The sequence below is a fragment of the Rossellomorea sp. RS05 genome (assembly GCF_039822645.1).
Classification (GTDB): domain Bacteria; phylum Bacillota; class Bacilli; order Bacillales; family Bacillaceae_B; genus Rossellomorea; species Rossellomorea marisflavi_B.
The window spans coordinates 368,260-388,545 of sequence record NZ_JBDKWY010000001.1 but is presented as its reverse complement, the minus strand read 5'-3'; the positions used below and the strand labels follow the sequence as shown (position 1 = coordinate 388,545).

The window sequence follows — 20,286 nt, the reverse complement described above, 5'->3', positions numbered from 1 at the left end:
GGATCAGCTTTTTTTTGCTTTTAACGTTTGAAGGAATGCGATCGCCTCATCGAATGACTTGACCGGTATGATCTTCATGCTGGTATCAATATCCTTTGCCGTCCTGACGGCCCCTTTATAGTTCGACTCAAGGTCGGGGTATTCCTTTTTCATTTCTTTTGTGATCGTTTCGTCCGGGGCCAGGAAGTATTCTGCTCCTGCTTTGTCTGCTGCAACAACCTTCTGTTCGATTCCACCGATCCGTCCCACGGTACCCTCTTCAGAAATGGTCCCGGTGCCGGCAATATCATGCCCTTTCGTCAAATCACCTTTCGTGAGTTGATCATAGATTTCCAGGCTGAACATCAAACCAGCAGAAGGTCCACCAATATCTTCGGTCTTCAGCTTTACCTTCGGATTGGTGATGATTTCCTTGTCGTCCGTGAGGGTGATCCCGAGACCGACTTTATCTTTCATATCAGGAAACTCCTCCAGGGGGACTTCAGCCGTTTCTGTCTTCCCGTTACGCTTATACGTGATCGCAACTTGATCACCCGACTTCTTTCCTTCGACATACGAGATGAATTCTTTGGAAGATTGGAAGGCCTGATCATCGATCTTTGTGATCCGATCTCCTGCTTTCAATACGTCTTCTGCCGGCATGGAAGGATAGATGCTCAGGACATAGATCCCATTATATTGGTATTCATACGGCTTTCCTGCCTTTTCGAATGCCACTTCGACGGCGTTATTCTGGGAATCAGCCATGAGCTGGAGCTGTCTTATATTGTATTCTTCATCCGTTTCATGAGGGCTTCTGATTTCATCCACGGGATATATATGCTCATACTTACTCAGACTCGCCACTATATAGGCGAAAATATTCGCCTTTCCCATCCTGACAGTCGTGAGCATCAGTTCGCCCTTGCTGTCATATCCATCTTCGACTTTTACAATCGGACTGAGTTCATGGGCATCGCCCGGCTTCGTCACATAATAGGGCAGATAATAGAATGATGCGGCCACCATAAGGACCGTCATGATGATCAGAGTCCTGATCAGTGTCTTCATTTTCATTGTTGCTACTCCTTCCAATCGTCCAGTGCTTTTTTGATGGAGGGGATGATTTTCCTTGCTTCATCCTCTCCGATCTCGATGATTTCCTCTATATTCTTGAAAGCCCTAGTGCTGTACATTTCCACATGGGGACGGATCATGAAGTCGGATGAGATCTCCCTGTGCGCGACAATCTCAAGCTGCAGGATATCAATGCTCTGCATGATGACATCATACACGGTCGTGATGTCGGCATTTCGCTTCACGTGGGATACATCCACTCCGATGACGATATCCGCCCCCATTTCTTTCACCACGGACACCGGGACCCGGTCAATCACCCCGCCGTCCACGAGGATCCTCCCATTGATTCTTTCAGGAACGAACACACCCGGGATCGAGATGCTCGCACGCACAGCTTCGGCGATGGGCCCGGACGAGAATACGACCTTTTCGCCGTTCGTGATATCCGTGGCAACGACGCGGACGGGGAGATTGAGATCTTCGATATTTTTCTGATGGGTGAATAATCGGATGAAATCCTTGATTTTCTTTCCTGAAATAAACCCCATCTTCGGGACGGTGAAATCCAAAAAGTATTTTCTTCTGAATGTGGTGGACAGCTTATACAGATCCTCCATTTGATGGCCGACTCCATAAAAACAGCCTACCAGAGCACCCATACTGCTCCCTGCGATCATATCCACCGGGACCCCTTCGTCTACGAAAGCCTTCAGGACACCAAGGTGGGCAAACCCCCTTGCCCCTCCTGAGCCAAGGGCCAATCCAACTTTCGGTCTGTTCATGGCGATCCCCTCCGCATGCTGTTTGTACATCATATGGTCTATTTACAAGTGCTATGAGTATATTGGTTATTAAGAGGACAAGTTACCTTTATTTTATCAAACTTTCACATTATAAGGAAATCCGTAGACAGGGCAGGACGCTCTAGGAGGGTATCGTTTGACTATGACAAAATGGAAAACCGTATTATTATCAGGCGGCGCTCTCATGATGGCAGCCTCACTGATTTCCATGCCGGGAGAATCGCTGGAAGCTTCCACCCGGGGCCTTGATATCTGGTGGAAGATCGTCTTTCCATCCTTATTGCCGTTTTTTATCGTATCGGAACTATTAATAGGATTCGGTGTGGTCAGGTTGATCGGGATACTCCTCGAACCGTTGATGAGACCGCTCTTCAAGGTACCTGGTGTCGGTGGGTTTGCCTGGTCGATGGGAATGGCCTCGGGATTTCCGGCAGGAGCTCGCCTCACCGCGAGGCTCCGGCAGGAAAAACAGTTATCACGGATTGAAGCAGAGCGACTCGTTTCCTTCACCAACTCGTCCAATCCACTCTTCATCTTCGGGGCCGTATCGGCCGGATTCTTCCAAAATGCCTCATTGGGCATCATCCTTGCCCTCTCACACTATCTCGGCAACGTTGTGGTCGGGCTGACAATGCGGTTTTATGGAGGGAATGATCATGAAGGGGCAGAGCGGTCGGTGCGACGGAAATTCTCTGTCAAAGAAGCCTTTAGAGGGCTCCATGAAAGCCGTATGGCTGATCACCGCCCCCTCGGTAAATTGCTTGGCGATGCCGTTAGTTCTTCCATTCAATCCCTGCTCATGATCGGAGGGTTCATCATCCTCTTCTCAGTACTGAACCAGGTTCTCTATCATTTGCATATCACGACAGTACTATCATCAGGTATCTCTTCCCTGCTCTCTTTCTTCCACCTTCCACCTAACCTGAGCATCCCTGTCATACCCGGGTTATTCGAAATCACCCTTGGTTCACAAATGACAAGCGAATTGGCAGAGGTGAGCTTATTTCAACAGGCTGTCTTGGTCAGTTTTCTATTAGGCTTCAGCGGATTCAGCATCCAGGCTCAGGTGGCAAGCATTTTGGCAGAGACCGACATCCGGTTCAAACCATTCTTTTTCGCCCGGATCCTTCATGGAGTCGCTGCTGCCATCATCACGATCTTTTTATTCAAACCCCTCTTTGGCCGACTGGCCGACGGGGAAGCTACAGGAGCCATTCCTGTATTTTCTCAGCAAACAAGTTCCTTCTGGATCGATGCGATGGATATACTAGTAAAGGCTGGTCCCCCGTTGACGATCAGTTGCCTCCTCCTTTACTGCCTGCTATATGTCAAAAGGCTGGGATCCTCATGAAAATCAAGGTGAAAATAAATAAAATCCGAACGGCCACCGGCATTCATTGAATATCGGTTCCGCTCGGATTTTTTTGTAAGGATCTTTAACGTGCCTGCTTATATTTCAGTTTCAGTGCCTCTTCAACCGGCTTCGGGACGAGCTCCGAAATATCTGCTCCATATTTCGAAACCTCCTTCACGATACTCGAGCTCAAAAACGAATATTGATTGTTGGTCATGATGAAAAAGGTTTCAATTTCATCTTCGAGGACACGGTTCATGGATGTAATCTGCATTTCATACTCGAAGTCGGAAACAGCTCTCAAGCCCCTGATGATGGCACTCGCATGGACCTTCTTGGCGTAATCCACCAGAAGCCCTTGAAAGGATGCCACTTCAACATTGGGTAAATGAGCCGTGGATTGACGGATCAGCTCCATCCGTTCATCAACGGTGAATAATGGCTGCTTAGATGAATTGCTCAACACCACGACGTGAACTTTATCAAACACTTTTGCCCCGCGTGTGATGATATCCAAGTGTCCATATGTAATGGGGTCGAAACTCCCCGGACAAACTGCAATGTTGGTCATGATTCTATCCTCCAGATTTTGTTTAATCTTCCTGTTTAAAGATGGAAATACGGATGATCCCGTAGGTTTCTTCTCTACTCTTATGCAAGCTCCCCACCTGATCGGCCAGTCTGATATCAGAACTGTGTTCACACACTATGGAACCGTTTTCATCCAAAAGAGCATGTTCATCGATGACCGTGAGCAGATCATGGAGCTTCTGCTGCTTATAGGGTGGATCAAGGAAAATATAATCGAATGTCATTTCCCTTTTGATCAACGCCTTCACAGCCCTGACCGCGTCATTGCGATACACTTCACTATGATCCCCGAGCGTCAACTCGGCCAGATTCATTTTGATCGTCTTGATTGCCTGTTGGTCCCTGTCCACGAACACGACCTTATCAAGCCCTCTGCTTAAGCCCTCGATCCCGAGGCCACCGCTTCCAGCAAAGAGATCCAGGGCCGTTCCTCCCTCGAAATAGGGACCGATCATATTGAAAAGGGACTCCTTTACTTTATCCGTAGTCGGCCTCGTCCCGCTTCCCGGGACCGCCTTCAACTGTCTACCTTTGAAACTTCCAGAAATTACTCTCATAATCATCCACCATATATGTATTTTTCTTCATTATCCTATCATATTTCAACAAGAATCGCCACAGCCCGATTTTTTCAGATCACAGGTATAATCCAAGGAACATTGGTGATACTGTAGGTAACAGCATCTCTACTGATGTTGTTGCCAACCGCGGAGAAGACTTACGATTCCCCATAAGTTCTTCCTCCGGTTTCTCCTCTCCCTTTGCCTTCGATCCAGAAATGGATATGGAAGGACCCTGCAGTATTGCTGCAGGGCTTTTTATGTTTGGCGCGTCTTTACTATTATGTCCAATTTTGAAATAATGGATTTCAATACATAAAGGAAAAGGGGAATACCATGATTCAACGTTTTATCGAGCTAGGAGAAGGATTTTCTGATATTTATGAGTTGTTGGCACTTGCAGAACACAACCGCGACCGGCTCAAGCATATGATGGCCTTCCATACGGATGTGAAAGACCGCGCCGTGACGTCACTTGCCGTCGTGATGGAGCCCACTACAGAAGGCGGTTTCCAGGCCATTTATATCTGCAGGGAAGGCGTGCCCAATCCACACACCCTACCGAACAAACGATACAGCCTATTTGAAGATACAGCCGGGCGCCTCGGGAAGACGATCATCGAGATGGATGTAAAGCCCTCGACCCTCTATCCTGAAAAGGCTCTCTATTACCAGCATCTGATTGCCATACTCAGATTGAACCATTACATCCCTCCGTTGCAATAGAAAAGAGATGCCGTTTTACGGCATCTCTTAAAAGCCCATCTTATAATCGTACTCCTTCGCCTTATCCGGTCGTGAATTCTCAAACACGGACTTGATAAAAGGCTTGTGAGAAGGATCAACCCGCTTCACATAGGAATATCCCGAAATTTTCTCCATGATGCTTTGGAGATCTTCCTGATTGCAATACAGGACCACATATTTCATCTTCCTTGAAACGTAATGCACATTTCCGAAGCGCCGTAGGGACTTCGCATGCTTCAGACTATGTAAATAAACAACTAAACCTTGTCTCTCCGTCAACATTTTGCTTCCCCTTTAGGAATCACTTTTTTACAAGTCTAGCATAAACCGAATGAAACAATCAAGCGCATGATGATACGTGAACCCAATGCGAACGGAGTGAAATCGATGGACCTCGAAACCATTTGGCAACAGTTCCTCACCCATCTTCAGTCACAAGAGCATATCTTGGACGCAAAGGTCCAAAAGCGAGCCGGAATCCCTTTTTTGTATGTGGAGTCGAAGCTTAGTCGGGAAGAGTTGGATTACCATATCCGGAAATGGTCTGCACGCGCCATGCGCGGAAAAATGCTCCACTCGGAAACCATTTTTTTCAGAGCTTCCGAAGACCTTTCTGTGTACAGGCATCGGTTCTATGTGCCTCAGGAAAAAATGTTCTGTTGCGGAAACCTCTGTCCTGATTGTGTCCGGTTCAAATAAAAAAGATCAGGTGGAATGGGATACATCCACCTGATCTTTTTTTATGCCGAACAACTGCAGCTTCCACCGGATCCACAGCCGCCCCCGCAGGAGCCTCCCCCTGAAGAAAAGAAGGGATTACCAGAAGGAACTTTGACATTGGTCGAAACCGAATGCCCGATTAAGTGACTGACTTCATCGAGGAGATCTTGAAGTTCGTTTTCGGCCCTCCGGAACTCCGCTACGTGGTCATCGAGGTCCATTTCCCGCTTGACCTCACGGATCTCTTTCATCACCGTTTTATAATCGGGATGATAGCGGCCAAAACGCTGAACTTCTTCATACAGGTCCTTCATTTTGGTGAAACGCCTTACCTTGAGCTGCGTTTCTTCGTTGTTTTGCATTTTATATAAACACTTGCGATAGTACTCGACCACCTCTGACTGCAAAATCATCTGAGATAGTTCATCTGCAGTGTCCAGGATTTCCATCCTTTCAATAGTAGCAAGCATCATGCCCACCTCCATATCCGTATTCTAACAGATATAGAGGCAGGAAGCGAATATGCTATGAGATGGTCACATAGAATTTTTTCTTCATGCCCAGGGGCTTATTGTCCATCCCCACGACTTCAAGATCAATCAAATGGGTCCCCTTGGGCATCCCTTTGATGATAAATGCAGCCGTTCGATGCTCTTCATAAACGTTTGCCGTACCGGACCTGATCACGATCTTTCCAGCCGTCGCACCTTTTTGCTTGTTTGTAAACGTCACGCCCGTGGCGATGCACTCCACGAGCACTTCGTTGCCCCGGGTAAGATGTTTCACTGATAAGCTGTTTTCCACATGTGCAGCAGCTGCTATACTTTTCGGCTCAGGCGGGGTATCACGGCATCCCGACAATGTTAGGGAAACAAGCCCAATAGCAAGAAGGGTTCTTTTTTTCATCTTCCATCACTCCTTGCTATTAGCCATCCCCATCCTTTTAATATTTATCCGGAGCTCTTCTCATCAACCACTGTTCATGGCCTGGAACATAGAAATCATCATAGTGGCCATCTGCACGCCGTTGGAAAACTTCTGAACCCGATGGGGGATTGTTTTTTCGAAATGATGAATCGAAGCGATCTCAAACTTTTCCAGCTGATCCGGATTCCTGGAAAGCGTACGGTACCACTGTGGCGCATCCCGAAGATACCGCTTCAGATCATCGCTTGCGTGGATGTATTCGATGATATCACTTCTCAACTCTGGTCCCCTCCTTAATCCTGTCTGAATGAAAACGGGTGAGAAGGCCGTTTGGGTGTTTCTTCCCTTGGCGCTGCATCTCCCTTACCGGATTGAAACTGACTGATGACCCCCTGGACAGTCCCCAGGGCTTCACTAAGATTGGTAATATGCTTCTGCAGCTGATTGGCATCCATTTTCTTGACGATTTCCCCGACCTGGTCCATCCATCCATTCTTGGATTCCTCTGCTTTCTTTTCTTCTTTCTGCTCGGATTTGTCCCTATAGCTGTTCCACCTCGTATCATCTTCTCCGAGAAGATACCAGTCTTCGAACAATTCCTGCCAGCTTGCCTGGCCACTACGCACATCCTTGATGATCTTAGGGTGTTTCTTGACGAATTCCTTGAACTCATTCACTTTCGGATGTAATTTCCCCACTCCCCACACCTCCCATTCAGGCATTTACCTAGTACAGTGTATGAAAGGAGAAAAAGATTGGTGAAACGATCATGGATATAGTACGATGGACGGGACGTAAAACGATTCATCATGAGGAAAGAAGGATGGAATAAGATGAAAGAAGATTTAGCGAAGCTTTTGAATGAATGCATGGAATACGCATCAGTGGAGGACCTAAACTCCCTTGGTCAGATGCTGGCGGGCATGAGGAAAAAGCAGGAGGATGGGGGACCTCTCCTTGGGGGCGTATTTGGAATGGAATGGGGAGAAGAGGATGAGACCCTCACGCTCACAATACCCATCACCCCCCTCACCCATAATTCTCTAGGGTTCGTGCATGGAGGTATCACGGCCACGATGGTGGATACCATCATGGGTACATTGGCCAATCGGGCGCTCCCTTCAGGGTATGGAGCCGTCACAACCAACCTGAATGTCCATTATCTTGCACCGGGAACAGGCGGTGAATTAACTGCGACAGCACAGATTCTCCATCACGGGACGACGACCATGGTCGTCGAAGGAAAAGTGATCAGGTCAGACGGTAAGGTCATCGCCCACTCGACTGGCTCGTTCTTTATATTCAAGAAATGAAGAAAGATCCCGGGGAATCCGGGATCTCTTTAAGGTAGATCGGGCTTTTTGATGAAATTCTGGGTATAGTACCCTTTGTAAACCCCGACACCGATATGGGTGAATGCTTTGTCCAAAAGGATTTTCCTATGCCCATCCGAATTCAACCATCCATGCACGGCTTCAGGACCATCAAGGTACTGGGAAGCGATATTCTCACCAGCCGTTTGATAAGGGACACCCAGTTTATCCAGTCTGTCTTGCAATGAACCCATGGCATCCGATTCATGGGAAAAGTAGTTTTTATCGTGCATTTCCCTGCTGTGGCCCCTGGCGGCGTTCGCCGTGGTTTCATCCCACTGGAGTGTGGATTCTCCATATTGCTTCCTCATGATATTCGTGATGGCATATATCTGCTTTTCGTTCGCTTCGTTTACATCTGCCCACTCTTCTTCAGAAGGCGGCACCTCTTCTGCCAGTTCTCCCCTATACATCATTTCATAAGGATGCATCGCAACAAGGGTTTCACTGTCCATGAATCGGATACTCGATAGTTCACCGGTGAACTTGTCCAGATACAATTGGGCATACAGATCGCCAAGTGGGACCAACAGCCTCGTATTGAGGTCCTCTTCGTTCAGTTCAAACTGATAGGATCCAGAATCAGATTTGACGACGATTTCAGAGTCGACGATGGTGAATCGATAAATGTCCTCAAGCTTTTGTCCTAGTTTATAAGGGGCAACATCAAGGCCGTTCCCGATGGCATAAAGGGATACCACCTTCTTGTCCCTGACCCCGAATTGTATGTATTCCGTATCCGGCACATTGTAGACCCACCAATCATAATTGAACGCACTGTCATCTATACGGTCTGGTTCTCCGAATTCTTTTTTGATTTCACTGACGTTCTTACCGATATAAACGGATAGGCCGGTTTTTGGTCTTTCTCCAGGCGGGGTTTCTGTCGACTGATCCAATTGATCATCTTTGTCCTCCAGCGTCTGAACGTCCGGACCCTTGAGCGGTTCATTTTCCTGTTTTTGATCCTGATAGATTCCAAACACGGTAAAGATGATAAGAATGATACCGATCCTAAGCAAGGTCTTCAGATCTTCCCCCTCCCTTCTCTATTTACTATCATTATATGTTTCAGGTGGTAGAGGTAGTATCCTTTTGTTCAATCTGCCTACAATAAAGGATAGCATATTTTTCACTCTCTCAACACTAAGGATTCTCGGAATCACGAAGAGGATAGTGTCTAAATTCAGAAAATGGGGAAAACATTACGCAAATCGCCATCTTCTTCTACTGGAAGACATTGCATGAAAACGTTTTTTCAACTATTATTAATAGGAGAATATAAGGCACCTTTTCAAAAGGAAAGGCTATCGCTTGACCATCTAGGAGGGAATACAATGCATTTCACTGAAACGGGTTTTGAAGAGATTAAAGTCGACTTGAATCGACTGGATGACATCATGGAGTCCCACGGCCTCGTCCGTGCGGGTCAATGGGATTATGAACGTGTGACCTATGATCGTAAATTTGAAATTCGAGAAGGAATATTTTACCTTCGTCTACAGGGCCTCGCCGTGGAAGGGGATGTGGGCAAACACGATGCCGTCATCCAACTCATGACACCGCTCCTCGGCAAGCACTACTACCCTCACGGCGTGGAATATGGAGAAGGGGAAACCTTCCCGAAGCATTTGATCACGTCATGTGAGAAACTCCTGAACGACGTGAAGAAAGAAGCAGCAGAATTTGCTTGGTAATATATTAAGACTGCCTCAGGGCAGTCTTTTATTATGCCCGTGGCCACCGGTTGGTAATTTCTTTTTCACCATTCAAAATGACGGTTCAACCTTTTAACCTAGACATATAATTATAGAAATAGTGTGTCTTAGGAAGGAGTACTCCATTGGCTAGATTCAAAAACAAAAAATTCCTGGTTTATCTTGGGCTGATAATCGTTCTCATCCTGCTTTGCCTTTTCATCCTTCCCATTTCATTACCATTGATCCTGGCATTCATGACGGCCATGATCCTCGAACCTTCAGTCAGAATGCTTCAGGGACGATTCGATTGGAAGCGCAAGGTGGCGGTTATGAGCATCTTTATCCTCTTTTTGCTCCTTTTGGGAATTACCAGTTATTTCGTGACTACCAAAGTCGTAGGCGAAGGGGTCAAACTCGTTGAAAACACCCCTCACTATATTTCAAAGGTAGGAGACATCTGGGAAGAGTATGAGGATCGCCTTCTTGACTTATCCAAAGACCTCCCCGATACCATCGTGAAGGAATTCTCGAATGATGTGCAGCACTTCCTGGACCGGTCCAAATCCAAGATCTTGCAGTCCTTCAATTTAGAAAAGATAAGCGCTTATCTAACATACATACCCAACTTCCTGGTAAGCCTTCTCGTCTTCCTCATAGCCCTGTTCCTGTTCATGCTCGATCTTCCCCGCATCAAACATATGATCTACAGTCATTTGACCGATGCGACTGCTGAAAAGGTGAACTTTATGATCTCGAGGATGACCGGCGTGTTCTTCGGATTCTTCAAGGCTCAGTTCCTGGTCAGCATCCTGATCTTTATCGTGACGTTGATCGGCTTGCTCATCATCACACCTGAAGTGGCCATTATTATGTCGGTCATCACCTGGTTCATCGATTTCCTGCCCCTGGTCGGTTCCATTGCCATACTTGGACCGTGGGCCCTTTATCACTTCATCACGGGAGATATCAGTCTTGGAACACAGCTTTCCGTGCTCGCTGCCATCCTTCTCATTATTAGAAGGACGGTTGAGCCAAAGGTCATGGGGACGCATATCGGACTCTCTCCACTGGCAACGCTTATCGCCATGTATCTCGGACTTAAGCTTTTCGGAGTCATGGGATTTGTCATTGGTCCGTTTTTGTTGATCCTGTTCAATTCCGCCAAGGAAGCCGGCATCATCAAGCTCAACTTCAAATTGTAACACCATGCAAAAGCAGCCCCATAAAGGCTCCTTTTGTCATTGAATCAGAAAAAATCTTGGAAGCAGGTCTTCCTTGTTGTACGGATCGATTCGAGCCAGGCAACCTCACCAGCGTCGATATGACCCATAGCCTCTAAATCTACCGCACTCAAAAAGCCAAAGGTAAAAGCTGATAATTCCCTGATGCCCAATTCCACATCTGCCGTGCTGCCATCACGTCGTTCCACCCCATTCACAGAAAGATGCCAGACAGCTGAATTCCAAGGTGCATGTTGATCTACTACTTTCAACGTAAAGGCTTCGAATGTTTCTTTATCCCGCAAATACGTTTTTAGGAACGGCTCTACATCCACGACCCTTGTCATGAAATAAGGATAGTCCTCCACCTTGATGCGTGGATTTTTCAGCATCAATGGCAAAACCTCCCCTTCTGCCAGCTTCACCTTAACCGTTAGTACCATGGAATCATGCTGACAAATGAAATTCCAAAGCCCTTTCCTTGCCCCCGGGGTCAGTGGGAGAAATTCATCGACGGTCATCACGCCTTCTGAGATGGTGTATAGTATGTACCCTTGCATTTCGCCTTCATGATAGGTCGCAACGTGCCACTGATCTTCTTTCTTCTTCCACCATCCATTCGTCCGAACGAGCATCCCATTATGTTTCTTTGCGTATCGATCATAGGCTTCCATCACTTCTTTTGTAACTCCTCCACGTCGAATGGTACCCGTGGAGGTTGATAAGGGACTCAATTCCTTCTGATCCACTGTCATCTGGCGATAGGATGCAAATACCTCCCAACCGAATTTCCGATAGAAATCAATATAAAACGGATGGAGCATGGATATGATCTGTCCAGCTTCCTTCATTGCTTCTAGAGAGTGAAGGAGGAGCTTCCTAACATATCCGTTCCTTCGATACTCCGGGTAGGTGGCGACTCCGGCCACACCTCCCATTGGGATCATCCGATCTCCAAACCAGGTCTGGAATGGCATGAGGTGAAGCTTAGCCGCCAGGTGATCGTCGTGGAAAATCCCAAAGATCTTCTGATCCCCCATCTGTTCACGTCTTTGTTCCCGCTCCTCTTCAGATAGCTTATATTGAAACGCGTATTCTGAAAGCTGCAGGGACTGGCTATAGTCCCGTTCTTCAAGGGTTCGTATCATCGTATATCCTCCTTTCACCTTAAACTATTCGGTATAAACCTATGATATCCTCTAATGGATCAAATCCCTTTAACACAGATTTCGATCACTACCATTCTGCAATGAGTGAAAATAAAAAACCGCCAATAAGCTGGCGGCTGCTTGATCAATTTCCAAGGATGGCCTTAATGACGGAAGTCGTCTCCCCTCCATGGTAAAAGACATACAGAAGCAAATAAACTGCTACACCGGTGATCGCGGTAAAGAACCAAATGATGCTCGTGATCGGACCAAGTTTCCTGTGTGTTTTCAGACGATCCTGATAGCCTGTCCATAAGCTCATCAGCCCGAATACCGCACCGATTGTAGCCAATGTGATATGGAAGACGAGGAAAATCGTGTAATAGATTTTCAGATCATCAGGACCTCCGAAGGAAGTGTTCCCAATGAATATCGTACGACTGGCATAGATGATGAAGAAGATGAGGGCAAAGATACCTGCCAACGTCATGGTCTTCTGATGTTTTTCGAATTCCCTTTTCTTTATCTGCCACCACCCGATGGCAACGGTGATCGCACTGAGGACGATAAAGCTCGTGCTGATCGTAGGTAAGACTGGTAACGACATAATCTCAAATCCTCGCTTTTTCTAGTGTAAATATTGCTTTTTACGATTCGGTTGAAGATGGATCAATGACAGGGTCATATGACAGCTTCTCTTGTTTTTCTTGATCACTCCGGTACCATTGGAAAAACAGATTGAACAGCATCACACCGAATACAATCTCCTGGATGATCTTCATGATGACACCACCGAGCTGCTGGTCGTTTTCGATGGACATATTCGTAAATAATTCGGGACCACTGATGCTTAAGCCATCAAGGGTATTCGCAGGAACACAGAGAGCCAACGCTTTCATGAATTCCTGAGGGTCATAGTACGGAGCATACAAAGGATTCTCAGCAAATATAATCAATCCACAGGCAGGTGTCAATAGGACAGCGCTCCCAAGGATATATCCGATCCTTTTCAGTCCGCTGAGATCAATATCCTCATCTCCCGGATTCAAGAGTGGCCACCACATGAAAAGTGAAAGGATGAAGAGGATCGTCATGGCGAGGCCATGCGAAGTCGGATCCGTCCTAACATGGTCGAATACGATCGGAATATGATAAATCGAGAAAATCACATTGAATGACAAAAGAGATATAAGGGGTTTCGTCATGAACCCGAACACGCCTTTGATGACCGGAAGTTTGATGACGGCCTTCCACACCCACGTGGGGATTCCCAAAATGATAAGCGGGGTGACGACCAGATACAGCAGAGCCATCTGGGTCATATGGGCTGAAAACAAGATGGAACTCAACACCTCGACGGGTGAACCCTTGACTACATAGAGGAGCAGCATTCCCAATATAAAGTACACTGCCTGTTTCTTTGTCAGCGGTTCGCTATCCGGAAAGCTTCTTCGCCATTTCACGGTCAGCAAAAAATACACCGCAGTTAAAAATACAAGAGCCACAATGAAAAATGGACTCCACAACGCCATAAATCCAAAAATACCCAAAGGCATTTTCCACACCCCATTTCACTTATAGCACTTACCCTCATTATACTGACTCCCCTCAGGCACTTCAATGTGACCTGTTGACAAAGTCATGAACATTAAGGCAGTACGGTTCAAACACGAAGAAAAATGACCGGCCACAAACTCCGTGGCCGGTCATTCCCTCTTTTAGATCCAAACGATTGTAAGGAAAGCCAAGATCGTGATAAAGGCCACCAGCGCACCTGAATACAGGAAAAGCGACGGGGCTTCATGTCCTTTATGGCTCATATGCATGAAATAATACAATTGGAATACAAGCTGGACCACGGCAAGAAGCAGGATGAAAGGAAGGACGAAATACTTATCGAAATCCCCTGCAACAGCTATGAACGCAATCAATGTCAAGAAGATCATGAGCATGAAGGCGGTGAGTTGCATCCGCATATCTTCTTTATTCTTCCTGCGTCTGTACTCGTAATCCACGCTTGGGTTACCTGAATTTGATTGTTGATTCGCCATCAGTTTATCCCACCATTCCCATTAAATATACTACTGTAAAGATAAATACCCAAACAACGTCGATAAAATGCCAATAGAGTGACGCTAGATAGAATTTCGGAGCGTTGTAAAGGTTCAATCCCCTTTTAGCATTCCTGAGCATGAGTGTGACGATCCAAAGAAGACCGAAGGCCACGTGAGCTCCATGGAAGCCTACAAGGGTGTAGAAAGAAGAACCGAAAGCAGAACTAGTAAAGGTGTGGCCATATTCATGTACATAATGATTGAACTCATAGATTTCCAGTGCAAGGAATGCTGCTCCAAGCAAGACTGTAATCAATAACCAGGCCTGCATCCTCTTAACGTTGTAGTTCTTCATGTGGTACATGGCATAAACGCTTGTCAGTGAGCTGACCAAAAGGAGCATCGTAGCAAGGAATGCCAGCGGCAGATCGAATATATCCTTTGCCAGCGCATGACTGTCACTTGGTACTTTATCCTTCAGTGCCAAATATGTGGCAAACAATGAGCCGAACAGGACGGTTTCCCCACCAAGGAAAAACCAGAAGCCCATAAATTTATTCTTTCCTTCAAGGGTGGCCTTCTCAGGGGAGGCCGGCCAGGTCTTAGGCGTGAATTTTTCATCTGCATGCATTATGCCTTACCCCCTTTATCATCGTCATCAAGCAGATCTTCCTTATGGACGTGGTACCCATGATCATCCAGAACCGAACGGAAGAACATCGCTCCGAGTGTAATCAGCATGCCGATGATGAGGACAGGAAGAGCCCATGCTTTATCATCCACATGATACATGGCACCGAAAGCCGCAATGAACAGACCGAGTGAGACGATAAGCGGGATGATGGAATTATTCGGCATATGGATATCACCGATTGGTTCCGCAGGTGTCAATCCGTCTTTCCCCTCCATCTTCTCCAGCCAGTACGCATCCAACCCACGGATAAGCGGTGTCTGTTTGAAGTTGTAGAATGGCGGCGGTGAAGGAATGGCCCATTCGATGGTACGTCCGTCGCCCCATGGATCATTGCCGACCCGGACACCTTTCACCTGTGTAGAGATGATATTGATCAGCAGGAAGATGACGGCTACGCCCATGAATCCTGCTCCGATGGAAGATACCAGATTTCCATTGTCAAGACCTTGACCAGGAAGGAACTTCCAGATACGACGTGGCATTCCCATCAACCCAAGGAAATGCTGGATGAAGAACGTAAGATGGAAACCGATAAAGAACAACCAGAACGTGATCTTGCCCAAGAAGTCATTCAGCATGGTTCCAAAGATTTTCGGCCAGTAGTAGTGCGTTCCGGCAAGAAGTGCGAATACGACTCCCCCTACGATGACATAGTGGAAATGGGCAACGACGAAATACGTATCATGGAACTGATAATCTGCTGTCGCAGATGCGTTCATGATCCCGGTTACCCCACCCGCTACGAAAGTCGGGATGAAGGCGACCGCATAAAGCATCGGAGTCGTAAAACTGAGACTGCCGCCCCACATCGTGAGGAGCCAGTTGAAGATCTTGATCCCCGTCGGTACCGCGATGGCCATGGTGGCAACGGCGAAGATGGCGTTGGCGATCGGGCCTAGTCCGACTGTGAACATATGGTGGGCCCATACCATGAAGCCGAGGAATCCGATCAATACCGTGGCAAAGACCATGGATGAGTATCCAAATAGCCGCTTCCTCGAGAAGTGAGGAATGATTTCCGAGAATATTCCGAATGCCGGAAGCACAAGGATATATACTTCAGGATGTCCGAATATCCAGAAGAAATGCTCCCAGATGATCGTGTTACCACCATTGGCGACAACGAAGAAGTTAGAACCGAACATGCGGTCGAATAACATCAGGAATAATCCCACTGTCAAAGCCGGGAATGCGAACAAGATGAGAGCGGATGTGACGAATACGGTCCATGTGAACAATGGCATACGCATATAGGTCATTCCAGGAGCCCTCATATTGATGATGGTGACGAGGAAGTTGATCCCCCCGATCAGCGTACCGGCCCCGGATATTTGAAGCCCGAGGACATAGAAGTCGATCCCGTGTCCAGGTGAGTTTAGTGATAAGGACGCATAAGACGTCCACCCTGCATCAGGAGCACCACCCAGGAACCAGGACATGTTCAGGAACACCCCTCCGGCAAAGAACAGCCAGAAGCCCAATGAGTTCAGGAATGGGAATGCTACATCACGCGCGCCGATCTGGAGCGGGACGACCGCATTCATGAATGCAAAAATCAGTGGCATGGCCGCCAAGAAAATCATGGTCGTACCGTGCATGGTCAATACTTCGTTGTACAAACCGGCGCTCACGAAATCATTATTCGGTACCGCCAGCTGTATACGTATGATAAGGGCTTCCAAACCACCGACGAGGAAGAAGAATCCCCCTGCCGCGAGGTAAAGGATGGCGATCTTCTTGTGATCAACTGTTGTCAGGTAATCCCAAAGAGTCGCGCCGAAGCCTTTTTTCTGTGCGTAGCTACTCACGATTAAACCTCCCTTTTACTCTTTCCCCTTTAATCTTGTACCTTCAGACCCATGAGATATTCTGCAAGTGCATCCATCTCATCATCGGTCAATTTGCCGTATGTACCTGTCATCTTATTACCAGGCTTGTATTGGTCCGGATCGCTGAGCCAGTTTTTCAGCTCTTCTTCATTGTGATCCAGGACTCCGGCGATTCTGTTACGTTCACCGAATGTGGCAAGGTTAGGTGCTGTCCGAGCCTGCTCCGGTCGACCGTCCTGTGGTGAAACAGCGTGACAGGCAAGACATTTGTTGTTGAAAATCTCTTGTCCTTCTTTTGCAAGGTCCGAGGAAGGCTCCGGTTCTCCTGCATTTTTCATATCTTCAACCCAGGCAGTGTATTCCTCCTGCGGAAGCGCTTTAACCTTGAAGTCCATCAATGCATGGGACGGTCCACAAAGCTCTGCACATTTCCCGTAGAAGAGCCCTTCTGCTTCCTTCGCTTTTTCCCCATCGAATTGAAGGAAGAACTTATTGACGTTATCCACGTTCGTATCGATCTTTCCGCCTGCTGCCGGAATCCAGAACGAATGCTTCACGTCAGAAGCTGTTACATTGAAGTAAACCCTTTGATCGGTCGGTACAACGAGATCCTGTGAGGTGATGATCTTCTCATCCGGATACTCGAATTCCCACCAGTACAGATTGGCACGGACATTGATTACGAGTGCTTCTCTGTTCCCGTCTGCATCCTTTTTGTCCATCGCCTTTGTATCAGCAAGTTTGAACGTGGATGTAACGGTCGGTACGGCCAGGATCAAAAGAAGGATGATCGGAATGACCGTCCAGATGATTTCGAGTGTGTGACTCCCTTCAACCTGTTTAGGAATCGTTTTGTCCCCTTTTTTCCTGCGAAAACGGATGATGGCGATCATGTAGACGATGACGACCACAATGATGACGAGAACCATGATCAACGTGGACAGGATCATAAGATCGTATTGGTCCTGCGCTACTTCACCCGCAGGCTGTAAAGTGGATAGGAACGGTTCCCCGCAACCTGAAAGGACGAGCGCCACCATCGCGAGGATCGTGAATAGACGCCACTTGGATAGCCTTGCTTTCATAGCTTAATCAAACCCCTCTTTCGTAAAATAGACTCTTGAGTAAAACAAGGACTTAAAAAAAGATCTATTTGGATTTCTTTTAAGAAAGAATTCCTATGTTAAACGACGGTGACAATCACCATCGCTACAAACAAGATGGTCAGGTAGTTCAGAGAATAAACAAACATAAGGCGCGACCATTTGATTTCATCCTTCATCTTATAACCTGCAAGTCCGAGGGCAAGCCACCCGATATTGAATGCCGTCGCAAGGATAAAGAACGGAAGACCAAGGTCGAGCAGGAAGAATGGAAGCGGAAGAAGGGCCGCCACCCACCAGACGATGTGATGTTTCGTCACTTTAAAGCCTTTGACTACGGGAAGCATCGGGATATTGGCTGCTCGGTATTCTTCAACCCGTTTCATGGCGAGTGCATAAAAATGCGGAGGTTGCCAGATGAACATGAGGAGGAAAAGCACCCATGCTGTCGTACTCAAGCCACCGTCCACCGCTGCCCACCCGATTAACGGGGGAACCGCACCGGAGATACTGCCCACAATGGTGTTACTGACATATCTCCTCTTCGACCACATCGTATAGAGGAGGACGTAGCAGATGACCCCTATGAGACCGATGACACCTGCTGTGATGGTCGTCATGAATAACATGATGGTGCCGAGTAAGATCATGAACAGTCCGATGGCGAGAGCTTTACCGGAGTGGATCTTACCTGTAACGGTGGGCCTCCCCTTTGTACGGTCCATCACGTGATCGATATCCCGGTCGTACACATTATTCACTGCACAGGAACCGGCAATGATGAAGGATGAACCGACCAGCGTGAGGAAAATGACATCCAAGGATTGAAGAAAATGGGCACCTGAAAAGTAAAAGGCGAGCCACATCCCGGTAAAGGTGGTAATCAGATTGGAATTGACGATCCCAATTTTAATCAATGAAAGGAAATCCTTCCATGCTGAGGACGCAGTCTCCCCCATGGCATCGGTCATCGTTCGACTGTTGCTCATCTACTTCCTCCTCCCCAACGCATGAGGGCCGGGTCCCGACCGCCATAGCAAAGGATATGTTTGACATATTCCTACAATTAAATCGTTTACAAAAACCGACTCGTCTAACCGTAAAGACGCTATCAATATAATATTAAACCATATATATTTCCGTTTTTGGAAGATATTTATCCAATAATGTGAAGAAATTGTGAAGAAAATAAGTTAGGACGGGTCTTTGACAATCATACCATAAATATATGATAAGCGCTTACAGATTTTAATATTCTAGCAATTAGGATAAAACTACTACCGGTTTTCCACTCTTTCTGCATGTAAAGACTTAATCGACGTTCGTTGGAAAAATGTCGATAATTGCTCGAAATTCTGTAACATCTTATTTATTGAGTTTTCACGCCTGGTCCGGTATCATCGAAGAGGCATATATTTTACTACAATACTGATCATATGTGCATTCTATCAGTTAAGAAGGTGAAGAATTTGCATAAAGGTTTAAAATGGCTTGCTGTTCTTACAAGTCTTGGTATGTTATTTGTCCTACTGGGCGGTGCACTCGTAACGAAAACCGGCTCCGGAATGGGCTGCGGTCGTTCCTGGCCCCTATGCCACGGACAATTGATTCCTGATAATATCACCATCGAGCTCGTCATCGAGCTTGCGCACAGGGTTGTTTCCGGCGGAGTCGGACTCCTGCTACTGGCCCTCTCTATCTGGTCGTGGAAGGCGATCGGCCATAAGCGTGAAACGAAGTTTTTGGCGATCCTCTCCTTTTTCTTCCTTGTCCTTCAAGGATTGATCGGCGCTGCGGCGGTTAAATGGGGACAATCTGATTTTGTCCTAGCCATCCACTTCGGCATATCACTCATTTCATTCGCTTCCGTATTACTCTTGACCCTCCTGATTTTCGAAGTTGATCAAAAGTTCGAAGCAGACAAGGTAATTATCGATAAGCGGATGAGATGGCACACAATCGGGGTGACGATTTATACGTATCTGGTCGTCTACACCGGAGCACTCGTCCGACACACTGAATCAAGCCTCGTATGTAAGGATTGGCCGTTCTGCGTGAATTCAAGCATCGGACTCCCGACAAATATGTACGAGTGGATTCAAATGGGGCATCGTACTGCTGCCGCCCTCGTATTTGTCTGGATTGCATACGTCACAGTCTTGGCAGTAAAGAAATACAAACAGCAAAAGGTAGTATATTGGGGATGGGTCATCGCCTTGATTCTCGTGACCCTGCAGGCTACGACCGGTGCGCTGGTCGTCCTGACCAGATTGAACCTGGCAGTTGCCCTCCTGCACGCCCTCATCATCTCCTGCTTGTTCGGACTTCTCTGCTACTTGATCATGCTTGGGTCGAGAAGCAAGAAACGTCAATAAAAACAAAAAAGATTCCGGTCCTCCATGGA

The 20,286-nt window shown here is 47.1% G+C and carries 25 protein-coding genes; 7 read left to right on the top strand and 18 right to left on the bottom strand.

Annotated elements, in window-relative coordinates; genetic code table 11:
* Positions 1–3: 3 nt before the first annotated feature.
* Both ABJ225_RS02065 and ABJ225_RS02060 read right to left on the bottom strand, forming a co-directional pair.
* A complete protein-coding gene (locus ABJ225_RS02065) occupies positions 4–1,056 on the bottom strand; it encodes a SepM family pheromone-processing serine protease (protein ID WP_347318184.1) in 1,053 nt (350 codons plus the stop codon).
* A 5-nt stretch (positions 1,057–1,061) separates the two neighbouring features.
* Positions 1,062–1,841 (bottom strand): patatin-like phospholipase family protein, encoded by a 780-nt coding sequence (locus ABJ225_RS02060; RefSeq protein WP_053427819.1) that lies wholly within the window; start codon positions 1,839–1,841, stop codon positions 1,062–1,064.
* Positions 1,842–1,998: 157 nt separating this feature from the next.
* On the opposite strand from ABJ225_RS02060, the gene ylbJ reads away from it, so the two are divergent.
* A complete protein-coding gene (gene ylbJ / locus ABJ225_RS02055) occupies positions 1,999–3,213 on the top strand; it encodes a sporulation integral membrane protein YlbJ (protein ID WP_481900585.1) in 1,215 nt (404 codons plus the stop codon).
* Between the two features lie 85 nt (positions 3,214–3,298).
* Here the strand turns inward: ylbJ and coaD are convergent, their stop codons facing one another.
* On the bottom strand, positions 3,299–3,787 hold the full coding sequence (coaD, locus tag ABJ225_RS02050) for a pantetheine-phosphate adenylyltransferase (RefSeq protein WP_053427391.1): 489 nt from the start codon (positions 3,785–3,787) through the stop codon (positions 3,299–3,301).
* Between the two features lie 22 nt (positions 3,788–3,809).
* Entirely contained in the window at positions 3,810–4,364 is a 555-nt protein-coding gene (rsmD, locus tag ABJ225_RS02045; protein ID WP_056537442.1) for a 16S rRNA (guanine(966)-N(2))-methyltransferase RsmD, read from the bottom strand.
* 339 nt (positions 4,365–4,703) lie between these two features.
* On the opposite strand from rsmD, the gene ABJ225_RS02040 reads away from it, so the two are divergent.
* Entirely contained in the window at positions 4,704–5,093 is a 390-nt protein-coding gene (locus tag ABJ225_RS02040) for a DUF7147 family protein (protein WP_056537445.1), read from the top strand.
* A 27-nt stretch (positions 5,094–5,120) separates the two neighbouring features.
* On the opposite strand, the gene ABJ225_RS02035 is transcribed toward ABJ225_RS02040, so the two are convergent.
* Positions 5,121–5,396, bottom strand: a complete 276-nt coding sequence (locus tag ABJ225_RS02035; protein ID WP_053427394.1) for a YlbG family protein — start codon at positions 5,394–5,396, stop codon at positions 5,121–5,123.
* Positions 5,397–5,462: 66 nt separating this feature from the next.
* On the opposite strand from ABJ225_RS02035, the gene ABJ225_RS02030 reads away from it, so the two are divergent.
* Entirely contained in the window at positions 5,463–5,813 is a 351-nt protein-coding gene (locus tag ABJ225_RS02030; protein ID WP_162244145.1) for a hypothetical protein, read from the top strand.
* 41 nt (positions 5,814–5,854) lie between these two features.
* Here ABJ225_RS02030 and ABJ225_RS02025 read toward each other — a convergent pair whose 3' ends face one another.
* The 4 genes from ABJ225_RS02025 to ABJ225_RS02010 all read right to left on the bottom strand — a co-directional run bounded on the left by ABJ225_RS02025 (position 5,855) and on the right by ABJ225_RS02010 (position 7,459).
* Positions 5,855–6,304 (bottom strand): YlbF/YmcA family competence regulator, encoded by a 450-nt coding sequence (locus ABJ225_RS02025; protein WP_056537451.1) that lies wholly within the window; start codon positions 6,302–6,304, stop codon positions 5,855–5,857.
* Positions 6,305–6,359: 55 nt separating this feature from the next.
* The gene (locus ABJ225_RS02020; protein WP_347318178.1) at positions 6,360–6,740 is read right to left on the bottom strand and encodes a hypothetical protein; all 381 of its coding nucleotides are present in this window, start codon (positions 6,738–6,740) and stop codon (positions 6,360–6,362) included.
* A 63-nt stretch (positions 6,741–6,803) separates the two neighbouring features.
* Positions 6,804–7,040 (bottom strand): YlbE-like family protein, encoded by a 237-nt coding sequence (locus ABJ225_RS02015; RefSeq protein WP_056537458.1) that lies wholly within the window; start codon positions 7,038–7,040, stop codon positions 6,804–6,806.
* A 14-nt stretch (positions 7,041–7,054) separates the two neighbouring features.
* The gene (locus ABJ225_RS02010; RefSeq protein ID WP_235563585.1) at positions 7,055–7,459 is read right to left on the bottom strand and encodes a YlbD family protein; all 405 of its coding nucleotides are present in this window, start codon (positions 7,457–7,459) and stop codon (positions 7,055–7,057) included.
* Positions 7,460–7,594: 135 nt separating this feature from the next.
* Between ABJ225_RS02010 and ABJ225_RS02005 the strand changes: the two genes are divergently transcribed.
* Positions 7,595–8,074 carry a PaaI family thioesterase gene (locus ABJ225_RS02005; protein WP_347318175.1) on the top strand — a complete coding sequence of 160 codons (480 nt, stop codon included), beginning with the start codon at positions 7,595–7,597 and terminating at the stop codon, positions 8,072–8,074.
* Positions 8,075–8,103: 29 nt separating this feature from the next.
* Here ABJ225_RS02005 and ABJ225_RS02000 read toward each other — a convergent pair whose 3' ends face one another.
* Entirely contained in the window at positions 8,104–9,156 is a 1,053-nt protein-coding gene (locus ABJ225_RS02000) for a CAP domain-containing protein (RefSeq protein ID WP_347318173.1), read from the bottom strand.
* 315 nt (positions 9,157–9,471) lie between these two features.
* On the opposite strand from ABJ225_RS02000, the gene ABJ225_RS01995 reads away from it, so the two are divergent.
* Both ABJ225_RS01995 and ytvI read left to right on the top strand, forming a co-directional pair.
* Complete coding sequence (locus ABJ225_RS01995) at positions 9,472–9,831, top strand: YugN family protein (protein ID WP_053427400.1); 360 nt, start codon at positions 9,472–9,474, stop codon at positions 9,829–9,831.
* Positions 9,832–9,977: 146 nt separating this feature from the next.
* Complete coding sequence (gene ytvI / locus ABJ225_RS01990; protein WP_347318171.1) at positions 9,978–11,036, top strand: sporulation integral membrane protein YtvI; 1,059 nt, start codon at positions 9,978–9,980, stop codon at positions 11,034–11,036.
* A 44-nt stretch (positions 11,037–11,080) separates the two neighbouring features.
* Here ytvI and ABJ225_RS01985 read toward each other — a convergent pair whose 3' ends face one another.
* The 8 genes from ABJ225_RS01985 to cyoE all read right to left on the bottom strand — a co-directional run bounded on the left by ABJ225_RS01985 (position 11,081) and on the right by cyoE (position 18,871).
* A complete protein-coding gene (locus ABJ225_RS01985) occupies positions 11,081–12,202 on the bottom strand; it encodes a GNAT family N-acetyltransferase (protein ID WP_347318169.1) in 1,122 nt (373 codons plus the stop codon).
* A 145-nt stretch (positions 12,203–12,347) separates the two neighbouring features.
* The gene (locus ABJ225_RS01980; protein WP_347318167.1) at positions 12,348–12,809 is read right to left on the bottom strand and encodes a DUF420 domain-containing protein; all 462 of its coding nucleotides are present in this window, start codon (positions 12,807–12,809) and stop codon (positions 12,348–12,350) included.
* Between the two features lie 40 nt (positions 12,810–12,849).
* Positions 12,850–13,758 (bottom strand): cytochrome c oxidase assembly factor CtaG, encoded by a 909-nt coding sequence (gene ctaG, locus ABJ225_RS01975; protein ID WP_218245824.1) that lies wholly within the window; start codon positions 13,756–13,758, stop codon positions 12,850–12,852.
* Between the two features lie 162 nt (positions 13,759–13,920).
* Entirely contained in the window at positions 13,921–14,253 is a 333-nt protein-coding gene (ctaF, locus tag ABJ225_RS01970; protein WP_053427405.1) for a cytochrome c oxidase subunit IVB, read from the bottom strand.
* A gap of 4 nt (positions 14,254–14,257) precedes the next feature.
* Positions 14,258–14,887, bottom strand: a complete 630-nt coding sequence (locus tag ABJ225_RS01965; protein ID WP_053427406.1) for a cytochrome (ubi)quinol oxidase subunit III — start codon at positions 14,885–14,887, stop codon at positions 14,258–14,260.
* A complete protein-coding gene (ctaD, locus tag ABJ225_RS01960) occupies positions 14,887–16,758 on the bottom strand; it encodes a cytochrome c oxidase subunit I (RefSeq protein WP_053427407.1) in 1,872 nt (623 codons plus the stop codon). Before ctaD ends, ABJ225_RS01965 begins: the two co-directional genes overlap by 1 nt.
* Before the next feature lie 29 nt (positions 16,759–16,787).
* The gene (coxB, locus tag ABJ225_RS01955; protein ID WP_056537477.1) at positions 16,788–17,864 is read right to left on the bottom strand and encodes a cytochrome c oxidase subunit II; all 1,077 of its coding nucleotides are present in this window, start codon (positions 17,862–17,864) and stop codon (positions 16,788–16,790) included.
* Between the two features lie 98 nt (positions 17,865–17,962).
* The gene (cyoE, locus tag ABJ225_RS01950) at positions 17,963–18,871 is read right to left on the bottom strand and encodes a heme o synthase (protein WP_056537480.1); all 909 of its coding nucleotides are present in this window, start codon (positions 18,869–18,871) and stop codon (positions 17,963–17,965) included.
* A 480-nt stretch (positions 18,872–19,351) separates the two neighbouring features.
* Here cyoE and ABJ225_RS01945 point away from each other — a divergent pair, with 480 nt between their 5' ends.
* On the top strand, positions 19,352–20,257 hold the full coding sequence (locus ABJ225_RS01945; protein ID WP_347318163.1) for a COX15/CtaA family protein: 906 nt from the start codon (positions 19,352–19,354) through the stop codon (positions 20,255–20,257).
* Positions 20,258–20,286: the final 29 nt, after the last annotated feature.